The sequence below is a fragment of the Methyloligella solikamskensis genome, assembly GCF_042676065.1.
GTDB lineage: Bacteria > Pseudomonadota > Alphaproteobacteria > Rhizobiales > Methyloligellaceae > Methyloligella > Methyloligella solikamskensis.
The window spans coordinates 213,568-236,390 of the sequence record NZ_JBHTJO010000001.1; the positions used below are offsets into that span (position 1 = coordinate 213,568).

Genomic DNA, 22,823 nt, shown 5'->3' on the forward strand with positions numbered 1-22,823 from the left:
ACTGCAGCTCTCCGGCCGGAGTTCGGCCTGAGATGCGTGCTCTGCTTATGCATAACCCGACGTCCGGCGACGGCGACGATCCGAAGGCCCTGATCTGCGATGGCTTGCGGGCGTCAGGCTATGAGCCGGCTTATTTCTCCACCGACGAAGACGAGTACAAGGAGGCGATCAAGACGGAAGAAACCGATCTGATCGTCATTGCCGGCGGAGATGGGACCGTCTCCAAGGTGCTTGCGCGCGCGCCGGACCGCTCCGTTCCAATCGCCATTCTGCCCGCCGGCACGGCGAATAACATCGCCGGCTCCCTCGGTATCGAAGGTGCCCCGGAAATCCATGCCAAGCATCTGTCGGGTGCGCCGACGAAGCCGCTGAACATCGGCATCGCGACGGGCCCCTGGGGCGAGAAGCGCTTCCTGGAGGGAATCGGCTTCGGTGCGTTTGCCAAGCATCTGGACGGCAGTGCCGAAGGCGAGACACGGGAAGACGAACTCGCCGATGCCCGGGCCATGCTGCGCGATGCCATCGTCGCAGGCAGACCCGAACGGTTCGAGATCGATGTCGACGGCGACAAGATCGTCGGCGATTTCCTGTTCGTCGAGGTGATCAATATCGGCAGCACCGGCCCCGCTCTCATGCTGAGCTCGGACGCCAAGCCTGGCGACGGGATTCTGGATATCGTCTATCTGCCGGTGGCCGATCGCGTGGCGATGACGCGCTGGCTGGAACAAGATGAACCGGAAGGCCCCATGCCCCTGAAGCGGACGCAGGGCCGACGCGTTTCGGTGGTCACCGAAGGCGGCATCCTGCGGCGGGACGATAATGTCTGGTTCGAGCCGGAGAAGGCCCAGATCATCCGCATCAGCCTGGAAGACGAGCCTTTTCAGGTCCTCATCCCAAACCTACCCAACTAGCCCGCAGCGCGCCTACCAGTTCACCCGGACACCCGCCCGGCCGGCCACGCCTTCCACACCGTCGCCAAAGATGAAGTCAGTCTTGGCGAACAGAGCGGTGTTGGCGTCGGGATTGAAGAGATTGAAGCCCGTCGAGACTTCGCCCCAGCCGTCGGCAACTTCATCGTAGAAGACATAACTGCGGCCCGGCGAATCGAGGGTCGTCCGGTTGCTGTCGGTGAAGTCTTTCCAATAGCTGCCGATGACGAAGGGCTCGATGGTCGTCGTCTCCCAGACTTCGAAGGTGGTGCCGAGCCGCATGCCCAGCCGGCCGCGAATACTCTCATTGTCTTCGAAGCTGACGTAGTTTCCGCCGTTGGAGAGGTTCTCAAGATCCGTCCAGGCCACGGCGATGGTGGCCAGGGGCTCGACGAAGAGGCCTTGCGAATAGCCGCCGAAGCGATAGCCCATATCGGTGCGCCCGCCCCAGCTGATGCTGTCGAAGCTGTCGGGATAGCCCCGCGCGCCATTGGCGTCGAAGGACAGATACTGCCCTTTCAGCAGGGTATCGACGAAGAGATTGCCTTTCAGATAGGTGGCGTAGACGCCGAACTCGCCGCCCTTGAGGTCGAACTCCCGCACGATCACGTCGTAGTCGAGCTCGCCCAGCGCCACGCCGCCGAGAATACCGAAGACGAGCATGTCGTCGTCGGTGAGCACATTCTCGGTGCCGAAATCGAGACCGGTCTGCATGTCGGCGACATCCAGATCGCGGTTCAGATTGTAGTTGTAGGTGCGGCCATAGGCGCGGGCCGTGTCGCGGTCCTCCTGCTCCATCCAGGCGCCGCCGCCCTTCACCCAGAAGGCGGGGACGAAGGACTGGCCGGCGCCGGCCTCGGCCGCCTCATAGCCATAGCCCTGACCATAAGCCTGGCTTGCCGGGGCAGGTGCCTGTTTCTGGCGATGCAGCAGAACGCGTAAGTCCGCGCTCCGGTCGAACCAGGTCTCGTTGGTGATGTGGAACGTGTCCTGGGCGGCCGTCATCAGCTGGGGCAGCATGCGCGCCCCGCCGCCGGCAAAGCTCTTCAATTCCCAAAAGCCGGAGCCCGTGGGCACGAAGAACAGATCGTAGTCGAAGAAGCCCGCATCCACCGGCTGGTCCATGTGAAAGCCCAGGGCATCCGGCGTCTCGCCGGTGGCGAAGATGATCGGGATGCCGTCCGGGTTATAGATGCCGGAATTGAGGTTGGTGTTGTTGACGACGAGCTGGGTGCGGCCCTTCACGTTGCCTTCGATCATGACGATGTCGCGGCTCGAGCCGTCGTCGCGCAGGAAGACGTCCATGCCCAGCGTGGCACGGCCCCGGCCGGTATAGGTGGTGCCGCCCCTTCCCGCATCGGCGGAGATCGTCAGGGTGTCGCCGGTGCCGCCGTCGATCACCGTGATCTCGCCCCGGTTCACGACACGATCGAGATTGATCAGGCTGGTCTCTTCCCGGGAGGTCCTGTCCCGTGCGGCCTGCACCACGCCGCCCGACTGGTTGACGAATATGTCGTTGCCGGCGCCGAAATCGCTGGTGCGGCGAGCGAAGAAGGTGCCCCCCGGGCCGTTCTCGAAGCGGTCGGCTAGGTCGCTCAGTTCGACGAAGCCGCTGATGGTGCCGCCGCCGTGGTTGTAGATGGTCGTGGCGGCTCCATCTGTTTCGATGGCGAACATGTTGCCGGCGGAGATTGCGCCGGTGTTCTCGATGTCGATGCTGGCTTCGACCACATTGCTTGCGCTGGTGGTCACCGTGGCGCCGGAGACCGAGGTGCTCGGGGTGACCGTGTTGGAGACGGCCAGGGTCGGGGCCTCGATGGTGGCCAAGATGCCCCGGGTGCGTCCTCGAACATCGCCGCTGTTCTGGATGGCGATTTCGCTGGTCACCCTGTTGGTCTGGGACACGTTGGCGGACTGGGTGGCGCTGCCCGACACGGAGCCGGCGTTGCCCAAGGTCACGGTCGCATCGTTTTCGAGCCGGATGCCGCCGTTCTCGATTTCCGCCGCGATGCCGACCTGGTCTGAGTTGATCTTGGCCCGGTTGACGATCTCGACCCTGCTCTCGATCACGTTGGACTGTTCGAGGTCGATGGATTGGGTGAGGTTTCCACCGACGGACGCGCCGCTGTTGTCGTTCTCGATATCGGCGACGTTGGACAGATAGATCCCGTCGTTCTCAACCACGACCGCGATACCTGCGCGCCCGGCGTTGATGGTCCCTCCATTGTCCACCTGAACCAGATTGGAGATGCCGTTGAATTGGTCGGACGAGGACGATTGGGTGAGGTTGACGCCGACGGTGCCCGTGTTCTCGTTCGTCTGATCGGTGCTGTTCTGCACCAGGGTAAAGTCGCTGTTCTCGATATCCACGCCGATGCCGTAGCCGCTGCCTGAGGTCAGCGCACCGGTGTTGGTCACGACTGCGGTGTTCTCGATCACGTTCGCCTGGTCGTAGGCCAGGCTCTGGGACAGGGAGCGGCCGGCATTGCCGAGACTCTGGTTGATATGCGCCGTCTGGAAGGTATTCTCGATCAAGTCGATATCGCTGTTTACGATTTCCGCGGCGAGGGCCACGGAAGATCCCCGCACCGCGCCGGTGTTGTCGATATCGATCTCACCGCTGATATCGTGCTCCTGGCCGATATTCAGCCGCTGCACGATGTTCCGGCTCAGATCCTCGTCGTTGTAGTTCCGGTCGTAGGTCGTGTTGCGCAGCTCCGGCAGGTTCTCGGTCTCGATGGCTGCGCCAATGCCGATCCGGCCGGCTTCGACATTGCCGCTGTTTTCGATGGCGATAGCGCTGTCGATGGCGGTTCGGTTGGTCCGGGTCAGAGACTGGCTCAGATCGCGCCCGATGACACCGACGCTCACATTCTCCGCGACGGACCGGTTCCGGAAATAGGCGATGTTGTTGTTGAGGATCTCCGCCTGGATGCCGGTCGTCCCGGCGTCGATGTTACCGCTGTTGCGCACGGAGAGCATGTTCAGGATGCGCGAGCGCTGGCGCACGGTGACGTTTTGCGACAGGTCGACGGTCAGCACACCGGCATGTCTGTTGGTGTTCTCCGCATCGGTGAAGAAGCGGGAGAAGTTGCGGTTAGCGATGCCAGCCGCAATACCCGTCCGGCCGGCGGTGATGGGGCCGCTGCTGCGAACGACCACGGCGTTGGCCAGCAGATGGTCCTGATAATGGGTCAGCTGTTGCCCGAGGCTGACGGTGGCGATGCCGAGATCGACATTCTCGTCGTCGGCGAAGCTGAAGAACTGGAGGTTGAGCTGATTGGTGATCTGGGCGTTGATGCCGACGGCGGGGTCGATGGAGCCGCGGTTGATGACGACGACGTCGTTGTCTTGGAGCGTGCCCTGCTGGTGGAAGATCCTCTGGCGCGAGAACAGGGTGACCGGGGAGATGCTTCCATTCAGGATGACGCGGCTCAGGCTGTGGACCGGGCCGATGTTGAAAATCGAGCCGTTCAACGTGGTGTAGCGCTTCCGCGCGTTGAAGCGGCTGGCGATCTCGATATCGATGGAGTCGTCGATGAAGATGATGGTGTTGGCCCGGGCCGGCGCTGGGACACCGAGCTGACACATCGCCAAGACTGCAAATGAAAAAATAATTCCAGCCGTCCAATTCAGACGGCCGGAGCCGAGCGCCCCCCGCACGTTGCGCATTCCCCCCGCTCCCAAAAATACGCGGCGGCGGACCGAACATAAAATGACCGCCGACCGATACGCTTAGTCGTTTCCTCTCACCCGCCTCCCTGATGGCGGAGATGGAGCGGCGACGCTATCAATGAACGGGAGTGCGCGTGTGACGATGTGCCGGTAATCCACACAATCCTAAGGGTAGGGGCGCTTATCCACAGGAGCGGTGGAAAGTTGCGCGGCGGATTGGTCGTGCGGGAAAGACGGTGGTGCCGCCTGCGTGACTCGAACACGCGACCCCATCATTACGAATGATGTGCTCTACCAACTGAGCTAAGGCGGCTTAATTCGGCGCCTCGTCATGGAGGCGGCGTACCCTCGAGGGGGTGGTGCGCCCGTCATTACTGCCAATGTGGGGCGGATGCAAGGCGGGAGGCGGTCCTCCCGCGCTCAAATGCTATAGGGGAGCTCATGACCGAATCCTACGCACCCTACCTGCCCCTGAACCGTCTGAAGCCCTTCGGGCCCGATATCTGGATCGTCGACGGGCCAGAGATCGAGTTCGGCTATCTCGGGATGAAGCTGCCCTTCCCGACGCGGATGACCGTGGTGCGGTTTCCGGACCGGACCTTATGGGTCCATTCTCCGACCAAGCCGGAAGACGGACTGCTGGACGAGATCCGCGGTTTGGGCGCGGTCCGCCATCTCATCGCGCCCAACACGATCCATTATTGGTGGGTGCCGGACTGGGCCGACCTCTTTCCAGAAGCACAGGTCTGGGCTGTGCCGGGGTTGGAGAAATCCGCCAAGCGGCAGGTACGCGTGGATCATGTGCTCGGCGAGACCGCGCCGGACGCCTGGGACGGCCATATCGAGCAGGTGCTGGTGCCCGGCGATCTGATCACCGAGGCGGATTTCTTCCATCACGCGTCGCGGACGCTCGTGCTGACGGATCTTATCGAGAATTTCGAGCCGGAGCGGGTGCGCTCGAAGCTGTATCGCTGGCTGCTCAAGACCTTCGGGGCTGCGGACCCGGACGGAAAAGCGCCTTACGACATGCAGCTCAGCTTCCTGCGTTATCGCAAAGAGGTGCGGAAGGCCGTGGAGCAGATGATCGCCTGGGCGCCGGAGCAGATCGTGATCGCTCATGGGCGCTGCTACGACATGGATGCCGTCAAGGAGCTGAGGCGGGCGTTTCGCTGGGTGCTTTAGGGCCGAGCCGAACGCTAGCGGATATGGGCGCGGCGATAGCGCTCCAGATCGGATTCCTCATCCTCGTCTTCGCCGATGCCGGGGTCGTCGGGCGGGCGGGACGGGACATAGTCGGGTGCCTCGCCTGAGGTTCGGGCGTTCGCGTCGGCCATGCCCTGCTTGGGCAACTCGCGCTCCGGCGGCTCTGTAGGCCCGCCGTCGTCCTCCCCGGCCCATTGGGCCACGATGGGGGCTGGCTCGTCGGGATCGGGCTGGGCCGTCTCCTTCTTCTGCCGCTCCTCTTCCTCTGCGCGCAGCTCTTCCTCGGTGGGCGGCGGCGGAGTGACCACGGGCTGGGTCATGGGCCCGACCTCTTCCGGGGCCTTGGCCTTGTGTTCCGGCGGCAGGATCTCGGCGTGGGGCTCTTCAGGTTCCTCCGACGCTTGCGGTCCTTCAGATGCTTGCGGCTCTTGGGGATCATCGACCGGGAGCGGCGCCGGCATGGGCTCTTCGACCGGCTCCGGCTCTTCCATGGGCTCAGGCCGTTCCTCGATCACGAAGCTCTCGTCGACCTTGCCGATGGCGTCGACCGGCTGCTTCCACTCGAACGCATCGACCTCGCCGGTGACCGGCGAAACGGGCATCCAGCGGTCGGAGATATAGCCGTCGGCCACCCAGGCCCGGTCGCGGGGCGCCCGCATGGCGCGCGCCAGCCATTCGCGCTCGCGGCCCCGGTCGCCGAACTCGCCCGCCTCGATGCGGGCCATGAGGGCGCAGATGCGCGCCGATGGGCGATCGTCGAGATACGGCTGAAGGCAAAGCCGCGCCTCTTCCCATTCCTGGGCCTCGATGGCGGCATTTGCGATGGCGAGCGGCGCCTCGATGCCTTCCGGATTATAGGTGGTGAGATATTTCACCCGCTTCAGCCGCTCCTTGGGCGGCGCGCCCGGATCGGCATAAGCGTAGACCAGTGCCAGATCCGGGTGGGGCGCCAGCTTCCAGGTCTTGGAGATGACCTTGCCGGCCCGCTTGGTCTCGCCCTTAGAGGCGAGGATGCGGCCGGCGATCTCGGCGGCCGGGATCAGATCCGGCGCGAGACGCTGGGCTTCGGTGGCAAGGGAGAGGGCCTGATCGGGCTCGACGGATTCCAGCTCGTCCGCCTCCGCCGTGAGCAGGACGGCGCGGCGGCGCAGCGCCTCCTTGGCATCGATGTGATCGTGCTTGCGGGCGATGGCGAGGGTGCCGAGCGCACCCTCCCAATCGCCACTCCTGGTCTGGAGATCGAACAGGGCATTGACGCTCCAGGCGAGGTTCGGATTGCGCTCCACGGCCTGCTCAACGAATTGGCGGGCGGCCTCCGGATCGTTGCGGCGCTTGGCCTCCAGGAACAGACCGCGCAAGCCGAGCAGCTCCGTGTCGGGATTGTCGAGCATGGCTTCGAAGGCACGGCGGGCGGATTCCCGGTCTTCCTTGAGCTGCGCGGTCTGGGCGCGCAGCAGCGCGGTGAGCGGCTCGTTGGGAAGCAGGCGGCGGGCGGTGGCGGCATTGTGCTCCGCGCCGGCGCGGTCGCCGATGCCGATGGCGAGCAGACCGCCGGTCAGCGCCTCGAAGCCGTGGCGGCGGCGGCGCTGCTTCATGCGGGCTGCAATGGCGCCCGGCCGGGTGATCAGGAAGGAGAAGAGCCCCCAGATCGCGATGAGCAGCACGGTGGCGATGACCACACCGAGGACACCGACAAAGGCGGTGGTCTCGATCTGATAGCCGAACCATTGCAGCTCGATGGTGCCCGGCTGGTCGGCGAGCCAAGCGAGGCCGAGGGCGGCCAGCGCGATGACAACGATAAAGACGAGGACACGGATCATAGGAGCAGGATCATTGAGAGCGAGATCATGAGATCAAAGGCCGGACGCGGCGGGCGCGTCCGCTTGAGGAGATGCGTCTGAGGATTGGGCGAGGTCGTTGGCAGCGAGGCGCTTCAGGGTCGCCTGGGCGCCGGTCCGCGCCTTGGCGGCGGCAAGCCAGTCTTCCATGGCGTCCTTCGGCTCAGGCTTCAGGCTTTCGACCTCATCGATGGCCTTGTCGAGATCGCCTTCGTCAAGGGCGCTGCGGGCCCGGGTCAGAATGGCCTCGGTGCTGTCCCCTTTGCCGGCCCCGTCGAGACGGCGCACGGTCACCACGGAGCTGGCGCTCGACAAAAGCGTATCGAAGAAGCCTTCCTCCGCCGGCTCGACCTCGGTGGAGAGCGCATTATCCCGAGCGGGCTCAAACGCGGTGATGAGTTCGGGCATGGTCGCGATACCGTCAGCGGCATGGGCTGGAAGCGGCGAAAGACCCGTGCTGGCCGGCGCAATGCCTTTGAAGTCGTCCAGCTCCGCCTCGTAGGGACCGCCGCTCAGGACGGCGGTGCGCAGATCGGCAAGGGAGGCTGTCAGCGCGGCGCTGCGGGCCTCGTTGCTGGTCTTCTCCACCGCGGAAGAAATATTCGGCAGCTCGGTCTCGAGCTTGGAGACGCGCTCCTTCACCGCCTCCAGATCGGATTCGTCGACAGTATTGCCGGCATTCTCTTTCGCTTGAGCCTGAGACAGGCTTGCGACCTCGCTCTTCAGGCTGTCCATCTCCTGAGAGAGGCTCGCGATCTTCTGAGCATCGGCAGCGCTGCTATCAGAGGCCTGGCTTTCGGCCTTTGGGAGGTCGGCCAGGCGCTGGTCGATCTTGCTCTCCAGGCGCTTCTCGGCCTCGCCGATCTGCTGGCTCACGGCGGCGGCATCGGCCACGGAGCCGCCGTTCTTGGCCTGATCGGCCATGGAATCGATGGTGGATTCCAGCTTGGCCACGCGATCTTGCAGGCTGAAGAGATCGTCCTGAGAAACCTCGGCGTCAGGATTCCGGCTCTCCAGGGCGTCGAGCCGCGCTTCCAGCTCGGGCGTGGTCTTCGTCACGAGGGAGGGGTAGTAGGTCACGGCGAGAAAGAGCGCGACGACGCCAATGACGCCGCCGATCACGCCGGCAAAGACATGGCTGAGGAAACCGCCACCGGAGCGGGCCGGAGGCGGCGCGGCAACTGCCTCATCCTCGTCTGTCTGCGATTCTTCTGAAGAGCCGTCGCCTTCGTCTGAAGAAGCTTCATCCGAGGCGCTATCGCTGCTTTCGGCGGAGGACGCTTCCGTCTCGGGCATCTCTTCAGACGCGGCGGAGTCCTGCTCGGTCCCGGCGGACTGGGTTTCGGCACTCTCGTTTTCGGACGGCACCTCTTCCGCAGTGCCTTCTATGGTCTGCGTGGGACGCTTGTCGGCGTCTGCGTCCTTGTTCTTGTCGCCAAAAGGATCGGCCATAAACCCCTACCCGCTGTTTGCCCCGCGTCTTTCAGTCTCTGCCATTCAAGAGGATGCAGCCTCCGCAGCAATGAGCGCAAGGAGTTCTTCCTGGCTCGGCTCCGCTGCTACGCGCAGCTTCAGGCCAAAACCTTCAACATTTGTTGCAACGGCTTGAGATAGGCAGAAACAGTAGAGAGACGCCAGGTCGGCGGCATTGTTCCGGTTCAGCCGCGCAAATATCTGGGCGGTGCGCGGCGACATGAGGATGACGCCGTCGAGGGTGTGATGGCGAAGCGCGTCGACCGCTTCCGCCGTCAGGCTCTTCGCCGGTACGGATCGATAGAGCACCGGCGCCTGGATATCGAAATCATGGCGCTCAAGGGCCAGCTTGAGGTCGAAGGCCAGGGTTTCGCCGGCGAGATGGATGAGCGTGCCCCGAAACGGATCGAGCCGCTCGACGATGAGCTCCGCAAGTTCCTCTCCGGTTCCGGGACCTTCCGTTACCTCCTCAAAACCCATTTCGTGGGCCATGGAGGCGGTTCCGGCACCGACCGCGAGGAGCGGCAGGCGAAGGGCGACGGTCCGCTGGGTGAGCCGGTCGAGGGCCCGCAAGCCGTTGCGACTGGTGGCGATGAGCGCCTGAGCCCGGTAGAGATCCATGGGCGGGCGCAGGAACTCGATTTCAAGCAGCGGCGACAGGATAGGCGCGTAACCGCGCTCCTTGAGGAGCTGCGCCTGGGCCGCGGCGTCCGGCTGGGGCCTGGTCACGAGCAAATGCATCAATCGAGCTCAACAAGGAAATCCGGTCCTGCCCGTTCCAAGAGCTCGGCCGCGGCATCGGTTCCGAGCTTGGCCGCATGGATATGCTCGCCTTCGCGGCTCGTCTCGAACCATTCGCTGCCGTCCGGCATCAAAATCATACCCCGGAAGGTGAACCGGTCGCCATGGAGCTCGGCGAGACCGGCGATGGGTGTGCGGCAGGACCCGTCGAGCCTGGCGAGAAAGGCGCGCTCGCAGGAAATCGCGATCTCGGTCGGGCGATGATGGAGCGGCTTCAGCCAGTCGATCACCTCCTTGTCCTCGCTGCGGCAGGCGACGCCCAGCGCGCCCTGGCCGACGGCGGGAAGCATCTCTTCAGGCTCGATGACGGCGGTGGCGTGCTCGGTCAGCTCCAGCCGCTTCAGGCCGGCATAGGCGAGGAGCGTGGCATCCGCCTTCTCCTCCGCCAGCTTGCGGAGCCGGGTCTGCACGTTGCCGCGGAAGGTGTCGACCTTCAGATCGGGACGGATCCGTTTGACCTGGGCTTGGCGCCGCAGGCTCGCCGTGCCGACGAGAGCGCCTTCGGGAAGATCACGCAAGGTGGCGGCCTTGTGGCTGATGAAGGCATCGCGCACATCGCCGCGTTCAGGGATCGCAGCGATAATCATGCCGGCGGGCAGCTCGGTGGGCAGATCCTTCATGGAATGGACTGCAAGGTCGATGGCGCCCGAAAGCAAAGCCTCGTCGATTTCCTTGGTGAACAAGCCCTTGCCGCCGAACTCGCGCAGGGGCTTGTCCTTGATGCGGTCGCCGGCGGTGGAGAATACGTCGACCTCGATTTCGCCGGGGAAGCCCCCGGATTTGAGCAGATCGCGCACATGCTCCGCCTGCCAGAGGGCGAGCGGGCTTCCGCGGGTACCGATATGAAGGGTGCGTTGGGTCATTCGTTCTTCAATCGAAACGCGGCTGCGGTGTAAAGAGGCCTATGACGAAAAGCGCAAAAGAGCTGACGGTGCTCGGCATCGAGACGAGCTGCGATGAGACGGCTGCGGCCGTGGTGCGCCGGAAGGCCGACGGTAGGGCTGAGATCCTCTCCAATGTGGTGCGGGCGCAGCTCGATCTCCACCGGCGTTATGGCGGCGTGGTGCCGGAGATCGCCGCGCGGGCCCATGTGGAGCTGCTGGATGCCGCCATTCAGCAGGCGCTTGACGATGCCGGGCTCACCCTCGACGAGATCAACGCCGTGGCCGCCACCGCCGGGCCCGGGCTGATCGGCGGGCTGATCGTGGGCGTGGTGACGGGCAAATCCATCGCGCTCGCAAGGGGACTGCCCTTCATCGCGGTCAATCATCTGGAGGCCCACGCGCTCACGGCGCGGCTGACGGACGGGATCGGCTTTCCTTATCTGCTCCTGCTGGTCTCCGGCGGCCATACCCAGCTTCTGGCGGTGGAGGATGTCGGCCGCTATCGCCGGCTCGGCACGACGCTGGACGATGCGCTGGGAGAAGCCTTCGACAAGACGGCCAAGCTCTTGGGCCTGCCTTATCCGGGCGGGCCGGAGGTCGAGAAGCTGGCACGAGAGGGCGAGGCGAACATTCCGCTTCCCCGGCCCATGCTGGGGCGCGAGGAGCCGCATTTTTCGCTCGCCGGGCTGAAGACGGCTGTGCGCCAGGCGGCACAGCAACGGGCGCCGCTTTCCGATCAGACGGTCGCCGATCTTTGCGCCAGCTTCCAGGAGGCGGTGGCGGAGATCGTGGAGGACCGTACGGCGCGCGGCATGGCGCTCTATCTCGAACGGTTCGGCGAAGACGCGCCGCGGCAGCTCGTGGTGGCGGGCGGCGTGGCGGCCAATCAGCGGCTGCGGGAGGCGCTGGACGGGCTCTGCCAGCGCAAGGGCTTCACGCTCCATGCCCCGCCTCTCTCCCTCTGCTCCGACAACGGGGCGATGATCGCCTGGGCGGGGCTTGAGCATTTCGCTAAGGGCGAGAGCGACGGTATGGACGCGGAGGCCTGCGCCCGCTGGCCTCTCGACCCGGAAGCCCCGCCGGCGATCGGCGCTGGCGTGAAGGCCTAGGCGCCCTCTGGTCGCGGGCCTGCACGGCGGCTACACTCGGGCTAGAGGAACGCGCCGTACGAACAAGCAGGGCAGGGAGCAGAATGGACCTTCAGTCAGCCGGCATCGTTGGAGCGGGCGCCTGGGGTTGCGCGCTGGCCCAGACGGCAAGGCGCGCCGGGCGGGACGTGACGATCTGGGGCTACGAGCCGAGCGTCGTCGACGAGATCAACGACAGCCATCGGAACAGCACCTATCTGCCCGGCATCACGCTGGATGAGGAGATCCGCGCCACGGCCACCCTCAAGGACGTGGCGGCGTGCGACGTGATCCTTCTGGTGACGCCGGCCCAGCATGCGCGCTCCATCACCAGCGAGTTGGCCTTTCATCTCCGGCCCGAGCAGATCGTGATCATCTGCTCCAAGGGGCTGGAGCAGCAGACCGGCAAGCTGCTGTCCGAGGTGGTCGGCGAGGTGGCGCCGGGCGCCGAGGTGGGCGCGCTGTCCGGGCCGGGTTTCGCAGACGAGATCGCGCGTGGGCTCCCGTCGGCCGTGACGCTTGCCATGGCCACGGAGGACGAGGCGGCGCGGCTTGCTGAGACTTTCAGCCATCCTTCTTTTCGCTGCTATGCGAGCGCCGACGTGATCGGGGCGCAGCTCGGCGGTGCGGTAAAGAACGTGCTGGCCATCGCGGCGGGGATCGTCCAGGGCAAGGGGCTCGGGGCCTCGGCCCATGCGGCGCTCGTGACACGGGGATTTGCGGAGCTGACACGGCTCGGCATCGCGCTCGGGGCCAAGCGGGAGACCATGGCCGGGCTTTCGGGACTGGGCGATCTTCTGCTGACCTGCGGCAGCTCCGTTTCGCGCAATATGTCGCTCGGAATCGCGTTAGGGGAAGGGCGGTCCTTAGGGGACGTTTTGAAGAGCCGGAGTTCGGTGACTGAAGGCGTCTTCACGGCCGGCGCGGTGGTGGAGATCGCCGCGGCCAAGGGAATCGACATGCCGATCTGCCATTCGGTCCATGCGGTGATCGCAGGCATGCAGACGGTGGACGAGGCGATCGAGGGGCTGCTTTCCCGGCCGCTCAGGTCGGAAAGCTGAAAATTCGAGGAGGAAACAAGCGCCAATGCTCTACGCAGTGATCTGCACCGACAAGCCGGGGAGCCTGCCGCTCCGCCAGGAGAAGCGGCCCGAACATCTGGAACACCTGAAGAGCCTGGGCGATCAGCTGAAGCTGGCCGGGCCGTTCACCGAGGATGACGGGGTCACCATGAACGGGAGCCTGCTGGTGATCGAGGCGGACACGCCCGAAGCGGCGCGGGCGCTGGTCGAGAAGGACCCCTTCTTCGTCCATGGCGTGTTCGAGAATGTCGAGATTCGTCCCTGGAAGTGGACGGTCAACAATCCGAACGGCTGAACCCCATGGCGTATTGGCTTTTTAAATCGGAGCCCGGCACCTGGTCGTGGGACGACCAGAAAGCTGCCGGCGCCAAGGGCACGGAGTGGGACGGTGTCCGCAACTATCAGGCGCGCAACTTCATGCGCGACATGAAAAAGGGCGACCTCGGCTTCTTCTATCACTCGGTGAAGGAGAAGCAGATCGTCGGCATCGTGAAGGTGAGCGCCGAGGCGCACCCGGATTCCACGGACGATACGGGCAAATGGGAATGCGTCGATCTCGTCGAGGTCTGCGACGTGCCGGAGCCCGTGCATCTCGATCAGATCAAGGACGAGCCGAAACTCGAAGAAATGGTGCTCGTGAACAATTCTAGGCTTTCAGTCCAGCCCGTTTCGGCACAAGAATGGGATATCGTCTGTCGGATGGGCGGGCTGAAGAAGCCGCCCAAGGCATAGACCCGGGACACGGGCGAAAAGGACGAGGGGAGGAAGCATGTCGGTGAACATCGTTTCGGTCGTCATCGCTGCGGTGGCCGGATTTCTGGTCGGATGGGGCTGGTATGCCCTGTTCGGGAAGATCTGGCAGCGCGGCCTGGGCGATCCCGAGATGAAGCCCCGGCCTGCCCCCTTCATCTTTGCGGCCATCGCCAATCTGCTCATGGCGGTGATATTTTCCGGCGTTCTCTTCCATACGAGAATGTGGACGATACGCGGCGGCATCATCAGCGCGGCCCTGCTCTGGGCGGGCTTCGTGCTGACGACGGTCACCGTTAATCAGAGCTTTCAGGGCCGGCCGGGCTCGGTGATCGCGATCGATGCGGGCCATTGGCTCGTGGTGATGATGGTGATCGGCGGAATTCTCGGCGCGTTCGGCCCAACCTAGAAGCGGGAGAAGCATCCGCACGGGTGAGTGTGAGTAGCGGGAAGCGGAACACCAAGAAACCGCACCGCTTAGCGTAAGGTGGCTTTAGGGAGGCGCCCAATGACGACGGCAAACAAGATCTACTACGTCCCGGACGATGTGAAGGAGCGCGCCTTCATCGATCGGCCCACGTATCACTCGATGTACTACGAGAGCGTCGAGGACCCGGAAAAATTTTGGGGCGAGCACGGCAAGCGGCTGGATTGGATCGAGCCCTACACCAAGGTCAAGAACACCAGCTTCGAGTATCCCAACGTCTCGATCAAATGGTTCGAGGATGGCGTGCTCAACGTCTCCCAGAACTGCGTGGACCGGCATCTGAAGACCCGCCCGGATCAGACGGCAATCATCTGGGAGCCCGACGATCCGGAGACCCCGGCGAAGCACATCACGTACAAGGAGCTTCACGAGGAAGTCTGCCGGTTCGCCAACGTGCTTCTGGCCAACGGGGTCAAGAAGGGCGACACGGTCACCATCTACCTGCCGATGATCCCGGAGGCCGCCTACGCGATGCTGGCCTGCGCGCGGATCGGCGCGATCCACTCCATCGTGTTTGCCGGCTTCTCGGCGGAGAGCTTGGCGGGGCGCATCGAAGATTGCGCCTCCAAGGTCGTGATCACGGCGGATGAGGGCCTGCGCGGTGGCAAGAAGGTGCCCCTGAAGAAGAACGTGGACACCGCCCTCAACCACGCACCGGTGGTTGAGAAGGTGATCGTTGTCCGTCACACCGGCGGGCTCGATCCAGAGATGGTGAGCAACCCGGGCGTCGATGTTGACTACTCCCGCGCCCGCGAAGAGGTGGCGGATGTCTGCGCGCCGGAGGAGATGAATGCGGAGGATCCGTTGTTCATCCTCTACACGTCAGGCTCGACGGGTAAGCCCAAGGGCGTGCTGCACACCACGGGCGGCTATCTCGTCTACGCTTCCATGACCCATCAATACGTCTTCGATTATCACGACGGAGACGTGTTCTGGTGCACGGCCGACGTCGGCTGGGTCACGGGCCACAGCTACATCGTCTACGGCCCGCTGGCGAACGGCGCGACCACGCTGATGTTCGAAGGCGTGCCGAGCTATCCCGACGCCTCGCGCTTCTGGCAGGTGGTCGACAAGCACAAGGTCAACATCTTCTACACGGCGCCGACGGCGATCCGTGCGCTGATGGGGGCGGGCGACAAGTTCGTGGAGGGCACGTCGCGGGAGTCCTTGCGGCTGCTGGGCTCGGTGGGCGAGCCGATCAATCCGGAAGCCTGGGAGTGGTATTACGAGAAAATCGGCGAGGAGCGCTGCCCCATCGTCGATACCTGGTGGCAGACGGAGACGGGCGGCATTCTAATCTCGCCGCTGCCGGGCGCCACGGATCTGAAGGCGGGCTCCGCCACCCTGCCCTTCTTCGGCGTGCAGCCGGCGTTGATGGATGCGGACGGCAACATCCTGGAAGGGCCGGCCACGGGTAATCTCGTGATCCTCGATTCCTGGCCGGGGCAGATGCGCACGGTCTTCGGCGATCACGAGCGTTTCGTGGAGACCTATTTCTCCGCCTATAAGGGCAAGTACTTCACCGGTGACGGGTGCCGCCGTGACGGCGACGACTACTACTGGATCACCGGCCGCGTGGACGACGTGATCAATGTCTCCGGCCACCGGATGGGCACGGCGGAGGTGGAATCCGCCCTGGTCGCTCACCCGAAGGTCTCCGAAGCCGCGGTGGTGGGCTATCCCCACGACCTGAAGGGCCAAGGCATCTATTGCTACGTCACCCTGATGGAGGGTGAGGAAAGCTCAGACGATCTTCGGGTCGAGCTTCGCAAATGGGTGCGCGAGGAGATCGGCCCGATCGCATCGCCGGACAAGATCCAGTTCGCGCCGGGCCTCCCCAAGACCCGGTCGGGCAAGATCATGCGGCGGATTCTGCGCAAGATCGCCGAGGACGATTTCTCCAATCTCGGAGACACCTCGACACTGGCGGATCCGGGCGTGGTGGACGATCTGGTGGAGAACCGGCAGCACAAGGCTTAGCCGCGGCGGCCACATTAAGCGTATTTTGCCGCGGCGCCGCAGAGACGGATTTCTGTCTCGGAGAGAACCCAGCCGTCGACGGTTCTAGCGGCGCCTGCGGCGAAATCCGCTGCGCATTGCCCCTGCAAGGCCTTCCGGCGGCTGTCGGGACAGGTCATCTGAGCGGCCTCGAGGAGGCGTGGACGCTGGCTGATGAAGTCGTCCAGGGCCGCGTCCTCGACGAGATCCGGATAGAGGGCGAGTACGCGCCGGCCTACGGTCCGGGCTGCGGTACGCAAGGTTTCATCGTCCAAAGAAGCGAAGAAATCCGGCGTATTCCGGGGTACGCCGCGGCAGGCGAGAATGGCGCCGCCATATCCCACCACGCCCAGTGTTGCGATGCCGGCAAGGCCGAGAAACGCACGCCGCGTTATTTTGGACATAGCCTCTCTCCTTTGCCGCCTAGGCCTCATCCTTCGGCATCCGATGGTGATAAACGTCATCGAGATGGGCCGCGAGGCGAACCGCAAGGGCGGTGATGGTTAAGGTCGGATTCGCAGTGCCGCACGTGGTGAAGACCGAACTGCCGGCCATATAGAGATTCTTCGTTGCATGGACCCGGCAATGGGAATTCACCACCCCTTGGCGCGGGTCCTCATGCATCCGGGTCGTGCCGATATGGTGGTAGCCCGTATAGATGTCTTGATCGCTCGGCGGGAGTCCGAGACCCAGCTTAACCCGGCCGAGTCCCGCTTCTCCCATCGCGATGCCGATCAGCTCGTGAGTCCGGCGCAGCGAGAGCAAGTCGGCCTCCGAGATTTTCCAATCGAGCGCGGCACGCTGCATTCCGAAGCGATCCTTCTCCTCGTAGAGCGTGACCCGGCTGTCCGGGTTGGGCGCCTGTTCGGCATCCTGCTTGAAGTCGACACGGACGATACCGCCGTGGGAATGCACCTTCCGCATCACATGGCGCGTGATGCCGGTGGCCACGCTGCCCGGATCGTCGAGGATCGTACACAGGCGGGACGACAGCTGATCCGGCACCTGCCCGTCGGCCATGGCCTTGGCGATGGAGGAGAAGGCGACCCATGAATGGTCGCGGAAATCGTCGTTGAACGTCTCGTCCTCCCAAATGGGGGCGAGGAAGGCGGTGTTATTGCGCAGGCGCTCGGTGCGGAGCACATCCGCAGGGAGCTTGAGGCCGACATAGACGGAAGCCTCGCCCTCGGCGTTCTTCACCTCTTGGGTGGCGTAGAAGTCCAGACTGAGCTGCGGATCGGCCGGGACGAAACTGCCCAGGGTGCAATTCAAATGGTCCATGTAGTAACGGCCGACGAGGCCATTCTGATTGCCAATACCGGCCGGGCGATCCTTGGTGAAATTCAGCAAGAGACGGGCGTTTTCGATGCCCCCGCAGGCGATCACGAAATGGTCCGCCTTCACTCTCACGGTCTTGCCGTGAAAGGTCTTGAGCTCGGCACCCGTAATCTTGTCCGCCGCGTCGATGTCGAGGTCGGTGAGATTGGCGTGATAGTAGCAGCGGATCGTCTTCGACGCCTCGATGGGGGCCATATAGCTGGCGGCAAAGCGGGTTGGCGGGCTGTTCTGATAGACCGCGTTGCCGACCTTGGCCGGGTCGAGCGGCAATGGCTCGCCTTCGAGCTTCCCCGCCCAATCGTCAGTCCCATAGGCGAATGGCCCTAGCTGTAGGTAGGGCTGGGCCCGGGCATAGAACGGGTCCAGATCGGCGCGGGTGATGGGCCATCCGCTATGGGGAATCGCCTTTCGCTTCTCAAAATCGATCGGGTCGAGCGGGGCGCATAATCCGGTCCAATGACCGGTGGTGCCGCCGAACTGGCGCAGGCGCGAATAGGCGAGATCGGTATGCTGATCGCCGATCACCTCACCATCGTAAATCTTCTGGGAATCCGCCTGGAATTCGAGACCGCCCCCCTCCAACAAGAGACAGTCGATCTTCTTCTTCGCCAGCTCCAGGGCCAAAGTTATGCCCGCCGCGCCGGCGCCGAAAATGCAAATCGGAGCCGTGAGCTCTGCAGCTTCGTCCAAAGCTTCAAGGTCGGTCAGCATGCGCCCTCACCACAAGCGGAGCGTGGCAGGCAAATGCCGTCCGCGCGCGGGCGGGACGGTAGGTCGATCCTCTGAACGCTTGTTTAAACCAATACTCTAAACACGGGGGCATCGGTGCAATCCGGCTCTCGAAAGCGGAGCGATTTTAACATTAACAAATCGTTTCTCTCTCCGTGGACGTAAAATCCGGCTTTTGTACGCCGATGAAAAATTTCCAGTCGATCCACTATCTGCGCGGCATCGCTGCCTTCGGTGTGCTGCTCTACCACGCCGTGGTTTACGTGTCCGGCTATGGCAGCCATCAGCTCCCCGCCAACCTGGCGGCGATCGGCATGGCCGGCGTCGACATCTTTTTTGTCATCAGCGGCTTTATTTTGGTGGTGACCATGAATCCCACCAGGAGCGCCGGCGAATTCATGGCGGGACGGGTTGCCCGTGTGGGCCTGCCGTATTGGAGTGTGCTGCTAGCGCTCGCTTGCGCGTCTTTGGTGATCCCCAGCGCGTTTCGCAACATCGATTGGAACGGTCTCGACCTGATGGCCTCGTTCCTGTTCCTGCCGACCGTAATGAGTCACGGCGGGCTCTTTCCGATTCTCGAGCCGGGATGGACCCTATGCCTTGAGATGCTTTTTTATATCCTGCTTGCCGCGAGCTTGAGCCTCGCGCCGGCGTTCCGATCCGTTGCGATCTGCGCGGCGCTTGGGGCCTTGGTCGGGGCCGGTCTGATCCTGGACCTACCCCCAGGGGAGGGGCTCGGCTGGTTCTTCACCCAATCCGTGCTTTTGGAATTCTGCTTCGGCATCGCGATCGCCCAGATCTATATGCGCGGGATCGAAATCGGCAGGGGCGCTGCCATGATGCTGTTGGCGTTGAGCTGCATTGGATTTGCCATTGCAGCCTTCCATCCGCCCGAGGCGTTCGCGCCGATTAGAGTTTTGACGTTCGGCATCCCGGCGACTTTGCTCGTGGCGGGGGCGGTGTTCCTGGAACGCGCGGGCGGCTGGTTCGGGAGCCGGACCCTGATGTTCCTGGGGACCGTTTCCTATTCGCTCTATCTCACCCACGCGCTGGTGCTCGGCGTCACCGTCAGGCTTATGGCGGGGCGCCTGCCCGGCCTCGGCGGGGACATCGTGATGCTGACGGTGGCGATTGCCGTGTCGCTGGTGGGAGCGTTCGTCTTCTACAGAATCGTGGAGCAGCCATCCCTTTGGTTCTCCGCGAGGGTCAAGAAGCTGCGGCCGGCCAGCCCCCAGACCCCACTTTCTGCGCCGAGCAATCTTGCAACCTAGCCCGGCGCGCTTCTGCGTATCAGACTACGCCGCGGTCATGACGCTGGTGATCTGGGAGAGATAGACCTTCCAGGCGCGGCGGACGCTGTAGGTGAACTCGTCTTCCAGAGACCGCTCCAGAGTCCAAATCAGCGCATCGGCCATGGTGGTGTAGTCGTCGGCCTTCATCCCCTTCTGGCGGAGCCGCGTGCCCAGCAGGCGAAGAGCGGACTTGGCGCCCTGACGCTGCTTCAGGGAAACGACGGCCAGGCGCAGGGTTGCCATCATCTTGACGGCGTGCGGCTTGATGGGACCCTCGAACTGCTCACGCATCTTCGGGTCGATATCGAACAGGCGCAGGAAGAACAGGATGCCGACAAGCTCCGATGCCGGCTCGAGCCGATTGAAGCTCGCGCGCACGAGTTCGCGCTCGGACGTGCTGAGACTGAATTCGCTGAAATCGACTTCGGTAACGGTCGAGGAAAGAGCTAAAGCGGACATGATCGGCAACTCCGTAAAATTGTTCGCATCACTATCGCTCCAGGCACCTTGACCAACCGTTAAGGTAAGCAAGCCGCTAACGATCTTTTCCATAAACTCAAAATGCTGACCTGACTTGGCATCTTGAGAACGGACCGCCCGCACCCAACATATCGGTGGGCCGGAAGACGCGTTTTCCGGCGTTTTCGAGGAGATCGACGACTGTGATGGGCTATCTGAGAACGGCGATCCTGCTCGCGGCGATGACCGCGCTGTTCATGGGGGTCGGCTTTCTGATTGGCGGCCAGGGCGGAATGATCATCGCCTTTCTGGTCGCTGCGGGCATGAACCTGTTCGCCTACTGGAATTCGGACAAGATGGTGCTGCGCATGTATGGCGCACAGCCCGTCGATGCGCGTTCGGCGCCGGAGCTCCACCAAATGGTGCAGGAGCTCTCACAGGCCGCCGGCCTGCCCATGCCGAAGGTCTATGTGATGCAGAACGAGCAGCCCAACGCGTTTGCGACGGGCCGCAATCCGCAAAACGCCGCCGTCGCGGTCACCACCGGTATCCTGCGCACCCTTTCGCGCGACGAGCTGGCCGGCGTGGTCGCCCACGAGCTGGCCCATATCAAGAATCACGACACCCTGGTGATGACCATCACGGCGACCATTGCCGGTGCGATCTCCATGCTGGCCAATTTCGGCCTGTTCTTCGGCGGGCGGGACAATAACGGCGCCGGTCTGATCGGCACACTTGCGATGGTTTTCCTCGCACCGCTCGCCGCCGGTATCGTGCAGATGGCGATCAGCCGGACCCGCGAATACGAGGCGGACCGGATCGGCGCGGAGATCTCCCAGGCGCCGTTGATGCTGGCCTCGGCTCTGCAGAAGATCGCGGGCGCGGCGCACCGCATTCCCAACCGGGAGGCGGAGCGCAATCCGGCCTCGGCGTCCTTGTTCATCGTCAATCCGCTGTCCGGCGCGCGGATGGACAATCTCTTCTCGACCCATCCCAATGTCGAGAACCGCATCGCCCGGCTCAACGAATACGCCAAGGACTGGGGTCTGGCGCGGCCCGGCGCTTCGTCGGAGTCGATCAGCCCGCCGGCCAAGGAAGCCTATTCCGGCCCGTGGGGTAGCGCGCGCGGCCGCAATCGCGGGTCTTCTCGGGGGCCTTCTGAAGGTCCTTGGGGCTAAGCACGTAAGAGAAGACGCCGCTTCGGCGTTAGTCCTTTGGGGGTTGACCCTTGGGGCCCGATAGCGGAGCAGTGCGGCGTTCCCTTCTCAGTTCGAAAAAGCGAGTCCGATGGCATCCGAAGCAGCGACGTCCAGAGCGAGCGAGGCGCAGGTCGGGCTGGCAGCGCGGCGGGCGGCAGCCGATGTGCTCACCGCGGTGCTCATTAAGAAGCAGCCGCTGGATCTCACCCTCGGCAAGTCGCTCTCGACCGGGCATATGGCCAATCTGCCGCCCCGGGACCGGGCGCTGACCCGGGCCATCGTGATGGCGAGCCTGCGCCATAAAGGCCAGCTCGATGCGGTGCTGCTGCGGTTTCTTGAGAAGGGGTTTCCGGCGAAATCCGGCACGCTCTACGCCATTCTGCTGTCGGCGGCCGCCCAGCTCATTTTCCTGGAGACGCCGCCCCATGCTGCCATCGGGCTTGCGGTGACGCTGGCCCAGTACGACCACCAGGCGAAGCGCTTCGACAAGCTCGCCAATGCGGTGTTGCGCAAGGTTTCCAGCCAAGGCCCGGCGATCGCCGCGGACATGGATGCGCCGAAGGCGAACACGCCGGAGTGGCTGTGGGAGCGCTGGTCGCGCTATTTCGGCGAGGAGAATGCCCGGGCCATCGCCGAGCTCAACATGCTCGAGCCGCCCCTCGATCTCACCGTGAAGAGCGACCCGGAAGGCTGGGCGAACCGGCTGGGCGGTCACGTGCTGCCTGGCGGCGGCGTGCGGCTCATTCCAAAGGGCCGGATCGAGGCCATGGACGGCTACGACGACGGCGCCTGGTGGGTGCAGGATCTGGCCGCCTCCCTGCCGGCCAAGCTGTTCAAGGACATTGCCGGCAAGCGGGTTCTCGACCTTTGCGCGGCGCCGGGCGGAAAGACGGCGCAGCTCGCAGCGGCCGGCGCCTCGGTGCTTGCCCTCGACATCTCCGAGGCCCGGCTGAAGGTGCTGAAAGAAAACATCAAGCGGCTCGGTCTTGCCTGCGATACGGCGCTCGGGGACGCCTCGACCTGGTATTCCGAAGAGCGTTTCGACGCGATTCTGCTCGATGCGCCCTGTTCCTCCACAGGCACCATCCGCCGACACCCCGACATCGCCTATCTCAAGACGGAAGCCGATCTCCCCTCCATGGTGACCCTACAGCGGCGGCTGCTCGACAACGCGGCGAAGCTGCTGAAGCCTGGCGGAACGCTCGTCTTCTCCACCTGCTCCCTGGAGCCGGAGGAGGGAGAAGGGCAGATCGCCTCCCTGCTGACCCGCAACAATAGGGTGAGCCTTGATCCGATCGCTAAGGATGAGGTTTTCGGCCATGCCAATTGGCTGACGCAGACCGGCACGCTGCGGACGATACCGCCCGCCTTCAAGATGGAAGCGCCGGGCCTCGACGGGATGGACGGCTTCTTCGCCGCGCGGCTGGTCGTCGCAAGCTAGTCCACAAGACTTTATCCCCTATATATCCACAGGATTTCCGCAGCATCTTCATGGGTTCATCCTAAGGTTGATGCCCAGTTCTTGCTGCAATCGGAAACTCTTGGGAACTCGCCGAGTT

At 63.9% G+C, this 22,823-nt stretch carries 19 protein-coding genes and 1 tRNA gene; 11 read left to right on the forward strand and 9 right to left on the reverse strand.

Annotated features, from left to right (window positions below; translation table 11 throughout):
* The first annotated feature begins 32 nt into the window (after positions 1-32).
* The gene (locus tag ACFQ2F_RS01050) at positions 33-911 is read left to right on the forward strand and encodes a diacylglycerol/lipid kinase family protein (protein WP_379084413.1); all 879 of its coding nucleotides are present in this window, start codon (positions 33-35) and stop codon (positions 909-911) included.
* Positions 912-923: 12 nt separating this feature from the next.
* Here the strand turns inward: ACFQ2F_RS01050 and ACFQ2F_RS01055 are convergent, their stop codons facing one another.
* A complete protein-coding gene (locus ACFQ2F_RS01055) occupies positions 924-4,520 on the reverse strand; it encodes an autotransporter outer membrane beta-barrel domain-containing protein (protein ID WP_379084416.1) in 3,597 nt (1,198 codons plus the stop codon).
* 321 nt (positions 4,521-4,841) lie between these two features.
* Positions 4,842-4,917: transfer RNA gene (locus ACFQ2F_RS01060), tRNA-Thr, on the reverse strand.
* 128 nt (positions 4,918-5,045) lie between these two features.
* On the opposite strand from ACFQ2F_RS01060, the gene ACFQ2F_RS01065 reads away from it, so the two are divergent.
* Positions 5,046-5,786, forward strand: coding sequence for a DUF4336 domain-containing protein (locus ACFQ2F_RS01065; RefSeq protein ID WP_379084419.1), 741 nt, complete (start codon positions 5,046-5,048; stop codon positions 5,784-5,786).
* Positions 5,787-5,800: 14 nt separating this feature from the next.
* Here the strand turns inward: ACFQ2F_RS01065 and ACFQ2F_RS01070 are convergent, their stop codons facing one another.
* From ACFQ2F_RS01070 to hemC, 4 genes are read right to left on the reverse strand one after another with little or no spacing between them, the layout of a single operon-like run.
* Positions 5,801-7,627, reverse strand: a complete 1,827-nt coding sequence (locus ACFQ2F_RS01070) for a heme biosynthesis protein HemY (RefSeq protein ID WP_379084422.1) — start codon at positions 7,625-7,627, stop codon at positions 5,801-5,803.
* A 33-nt stretch (positions 7,628-7,660) separates the two neighbouring features.
* Positions 7,661-9,097, reverse strand: a complete 1,437-nt coding sequence (locus tag ACFQ2F_RS01075) for a COG4223 family protein (protein ID WP_379084424.1) — start codon at positions 9,095-9,097, stop codon at positions 7,661-7,663.
* Between the two features lie 45 nt (positions 9,098-9,142).
* Positions 9,143-9,859, reverse strand: a complete 717-nt coding sequence (locus ACFQ2F_RS01080) for a uroporphyrinogen-III synthase (protein WP_379084427.1) — start codon at positions 9,857-9,859, stop codon at positions 9,143-9,145.
* Positions 9,859-10,782, reverse strand: a complete 924-nt coding sequence (gene hemC / locus ACFQ2F_RS01085) for a hydroxymethylbilane synthase (protein ID WP_379084430.1) — start codon at positions 10,780-10,782, stop codon at positions 9,859-9,861. Before hemC ends, ACFQ2F_RS01080 begins: the two co-directional genes overlap by 1 nt.
* A gap of 41 nt (positions 10,783-10,823) precedes the next feature.
* On the opposite strand from hemC, the gene tsaD reads away from it, so the two are divergent.
* From tsaD to acs, 6 genes are all read left to right on the forward strand, one after another.
* Complete coding sequence (gene tsaD / locus ACFQ2F_RS01090; protein WP_379084433.1) at positions 10,824-11,912, forward strand: tRNA (adenosine(37)-N6)-threonylcarbamoyltransferase complex transferase subunit TsaD; 1,089 nt, start codon at positions 10,824-10,826, stop codon at positions 11,910-11,912.
* Between the two features lie 83 nt (positions 11,913-11,995).
* Entirely contained in the window at positions 11,996-12,991 is a 996-nt protein-coding gene (locus tag ACFQ2F_RS01095) for an NAD(P)H-dependent glycerol-3-phosphate dehydrogenase (RefSeq protein WP_379084436.1), read from the forward strand.
* Positions 12,992-13,016: 25 nt separating this feature from the next.
* Complete coding sequence (locus ACFQ2F_RS01100) at positions 13,017-13,307, forward strand: YciI family protein (protein ID WP_379084439.1); 291 nt, start codon at positions 13,017-13,019, stop codon at positions 13,305-13,307.
* A gap of 5 nt (positions 13,308-13,312) precedes the next feature.
* Positions 13,313-13,744 carry an EVE domain-containing protein gene (locus ACFQ2F_RS01105; RefSeq protein WP_379084441.1) on the forward strand — a complete coding sequence of 144 codons (432 nt, stop codon included), beginning with the start codon at positions 13,313-13,315 and terminating at the stop codon, positions 13,742-13,744.
* A gap of 37 nt (positions 13,745-13,781) precedes the next feature.
* Positions 13,782-14,171: a DUF1761 domain-containing protein gene (locus ACFQ2F_RS01110; RefSeq protein WP_379084444.1), complete on the forward strand. Its 390-nt coding sequence runs from the start codon at positions 13,782-13,784 to the stop codon at positions 14,169-14,171.
* 99 nt (positions 14,172-14,270) lie between these two features.
* Complete coding sequence (gene acs, locus ACFQ2F_RS01115) at positions 14,271-16,229, forward strand: acetate--CoA ligase (protein ID WP_379084447.1); 1,959 nt, start codon at positions 14,271-14,273, stop codon at positions 16,227-16,229.
* Positions 16,230-16,243: 14 nt separating this feature from the next.
* On the opposite strand, the gene ACFQ2F_RS01120 is transcribed toward acs, so the two are convergent.
* Complete coding sequence (locus tag ACFQ2F_RS01120) at positions 16,244-16,651, reverse strand: hypothetical protein (protein ID WP_379084450.1); 408 nt, start codon at positions 16,649-16,651, stop codon at positions 16,244-16,246.
* A gap of 19 nt (positions 16,652-16,670) precedes the next feature.
* On the reverse strand, positions 16,671-18,296 hold the full coding sequence (locus ACFQ2F_RS01125; RefSeq protein WP_379084453.1) for an FAD-dependent oxidoreductase: 1,626 nt from the start codon (positions 18,294-18,296) through the stop codon (positions 16,671-16,673).
* Between the two features lie 173 nt (positions 18,297-18,469).
* On the opposite strand from ACFQ2F_RS01125, the gene ACFQ2F_RS01130 reads away from it, so the two are divergent.
* Positions 18,470-19,585: an acyltransferase family protein gene (locus ACFQ2F_RS01130; RefSeq protein WP_379084456.1), complete on the forward strand. Its 1,116-nt coding sequence runs from the start codon at positions 18,470-18,472 to the stop codon at positions 19,583-19,585.
* A gap of 24 nt (positions 19,586-19,609) precedes the next feature.
* On the opposite strand, the gene ACFQ2F_RS01135 is transcribed toward ACFQ2F_RS01130, so the two are convergent.
* Positions 19,610-20,065: a globin domain-containing protein gene (locus ACFQ2F_RS01135; protein ID WP_379084459.1), complete on the reverse strand. Its 456-nt coding sequence runs from the start codon at positions 20,063-20,065 to the stop codon at positions 19,610-19,612.
* 206 nt (positions 20,066-20,271) lie between these two features.
* On the opposite strand from ACFQ2F_RS01135, the gene htpX reads away from it, so the two are divergent.
* Together htpX and ACFQ2F_RS01145 are read left to right on the forward strand one after the other, a co-directional pair.
* Positions 20,272-21,243, forward strand: a complete 972-nt coding sequence (gene htpX, locus ACFQ2F_RS01140) for a zinc metalloprotease HtpX (protein ID WP_379084462.1) — start codon at positions 20,272-20,274, stop codon at positions 21,241-21,243.
* A gap of 109 nt (positions 21,244-21,352) precedes the next feature.
* On the forward strand, positions 21,353-22,705 hold the full coding sequence (locus tag ACFQ2F_RS01145) for an RsmB/NOP family class I SAM-dependent RNA methyltransferase (RefSeq protein ID WP_379084465.1): 1,353 nt from the start codon (positions 21,353-21,355) through the stop codon (positions 22,703-22,705).
* The last annotated feature ends 118 nt before the right edge of the window (positions 22,706-22,823 follow it).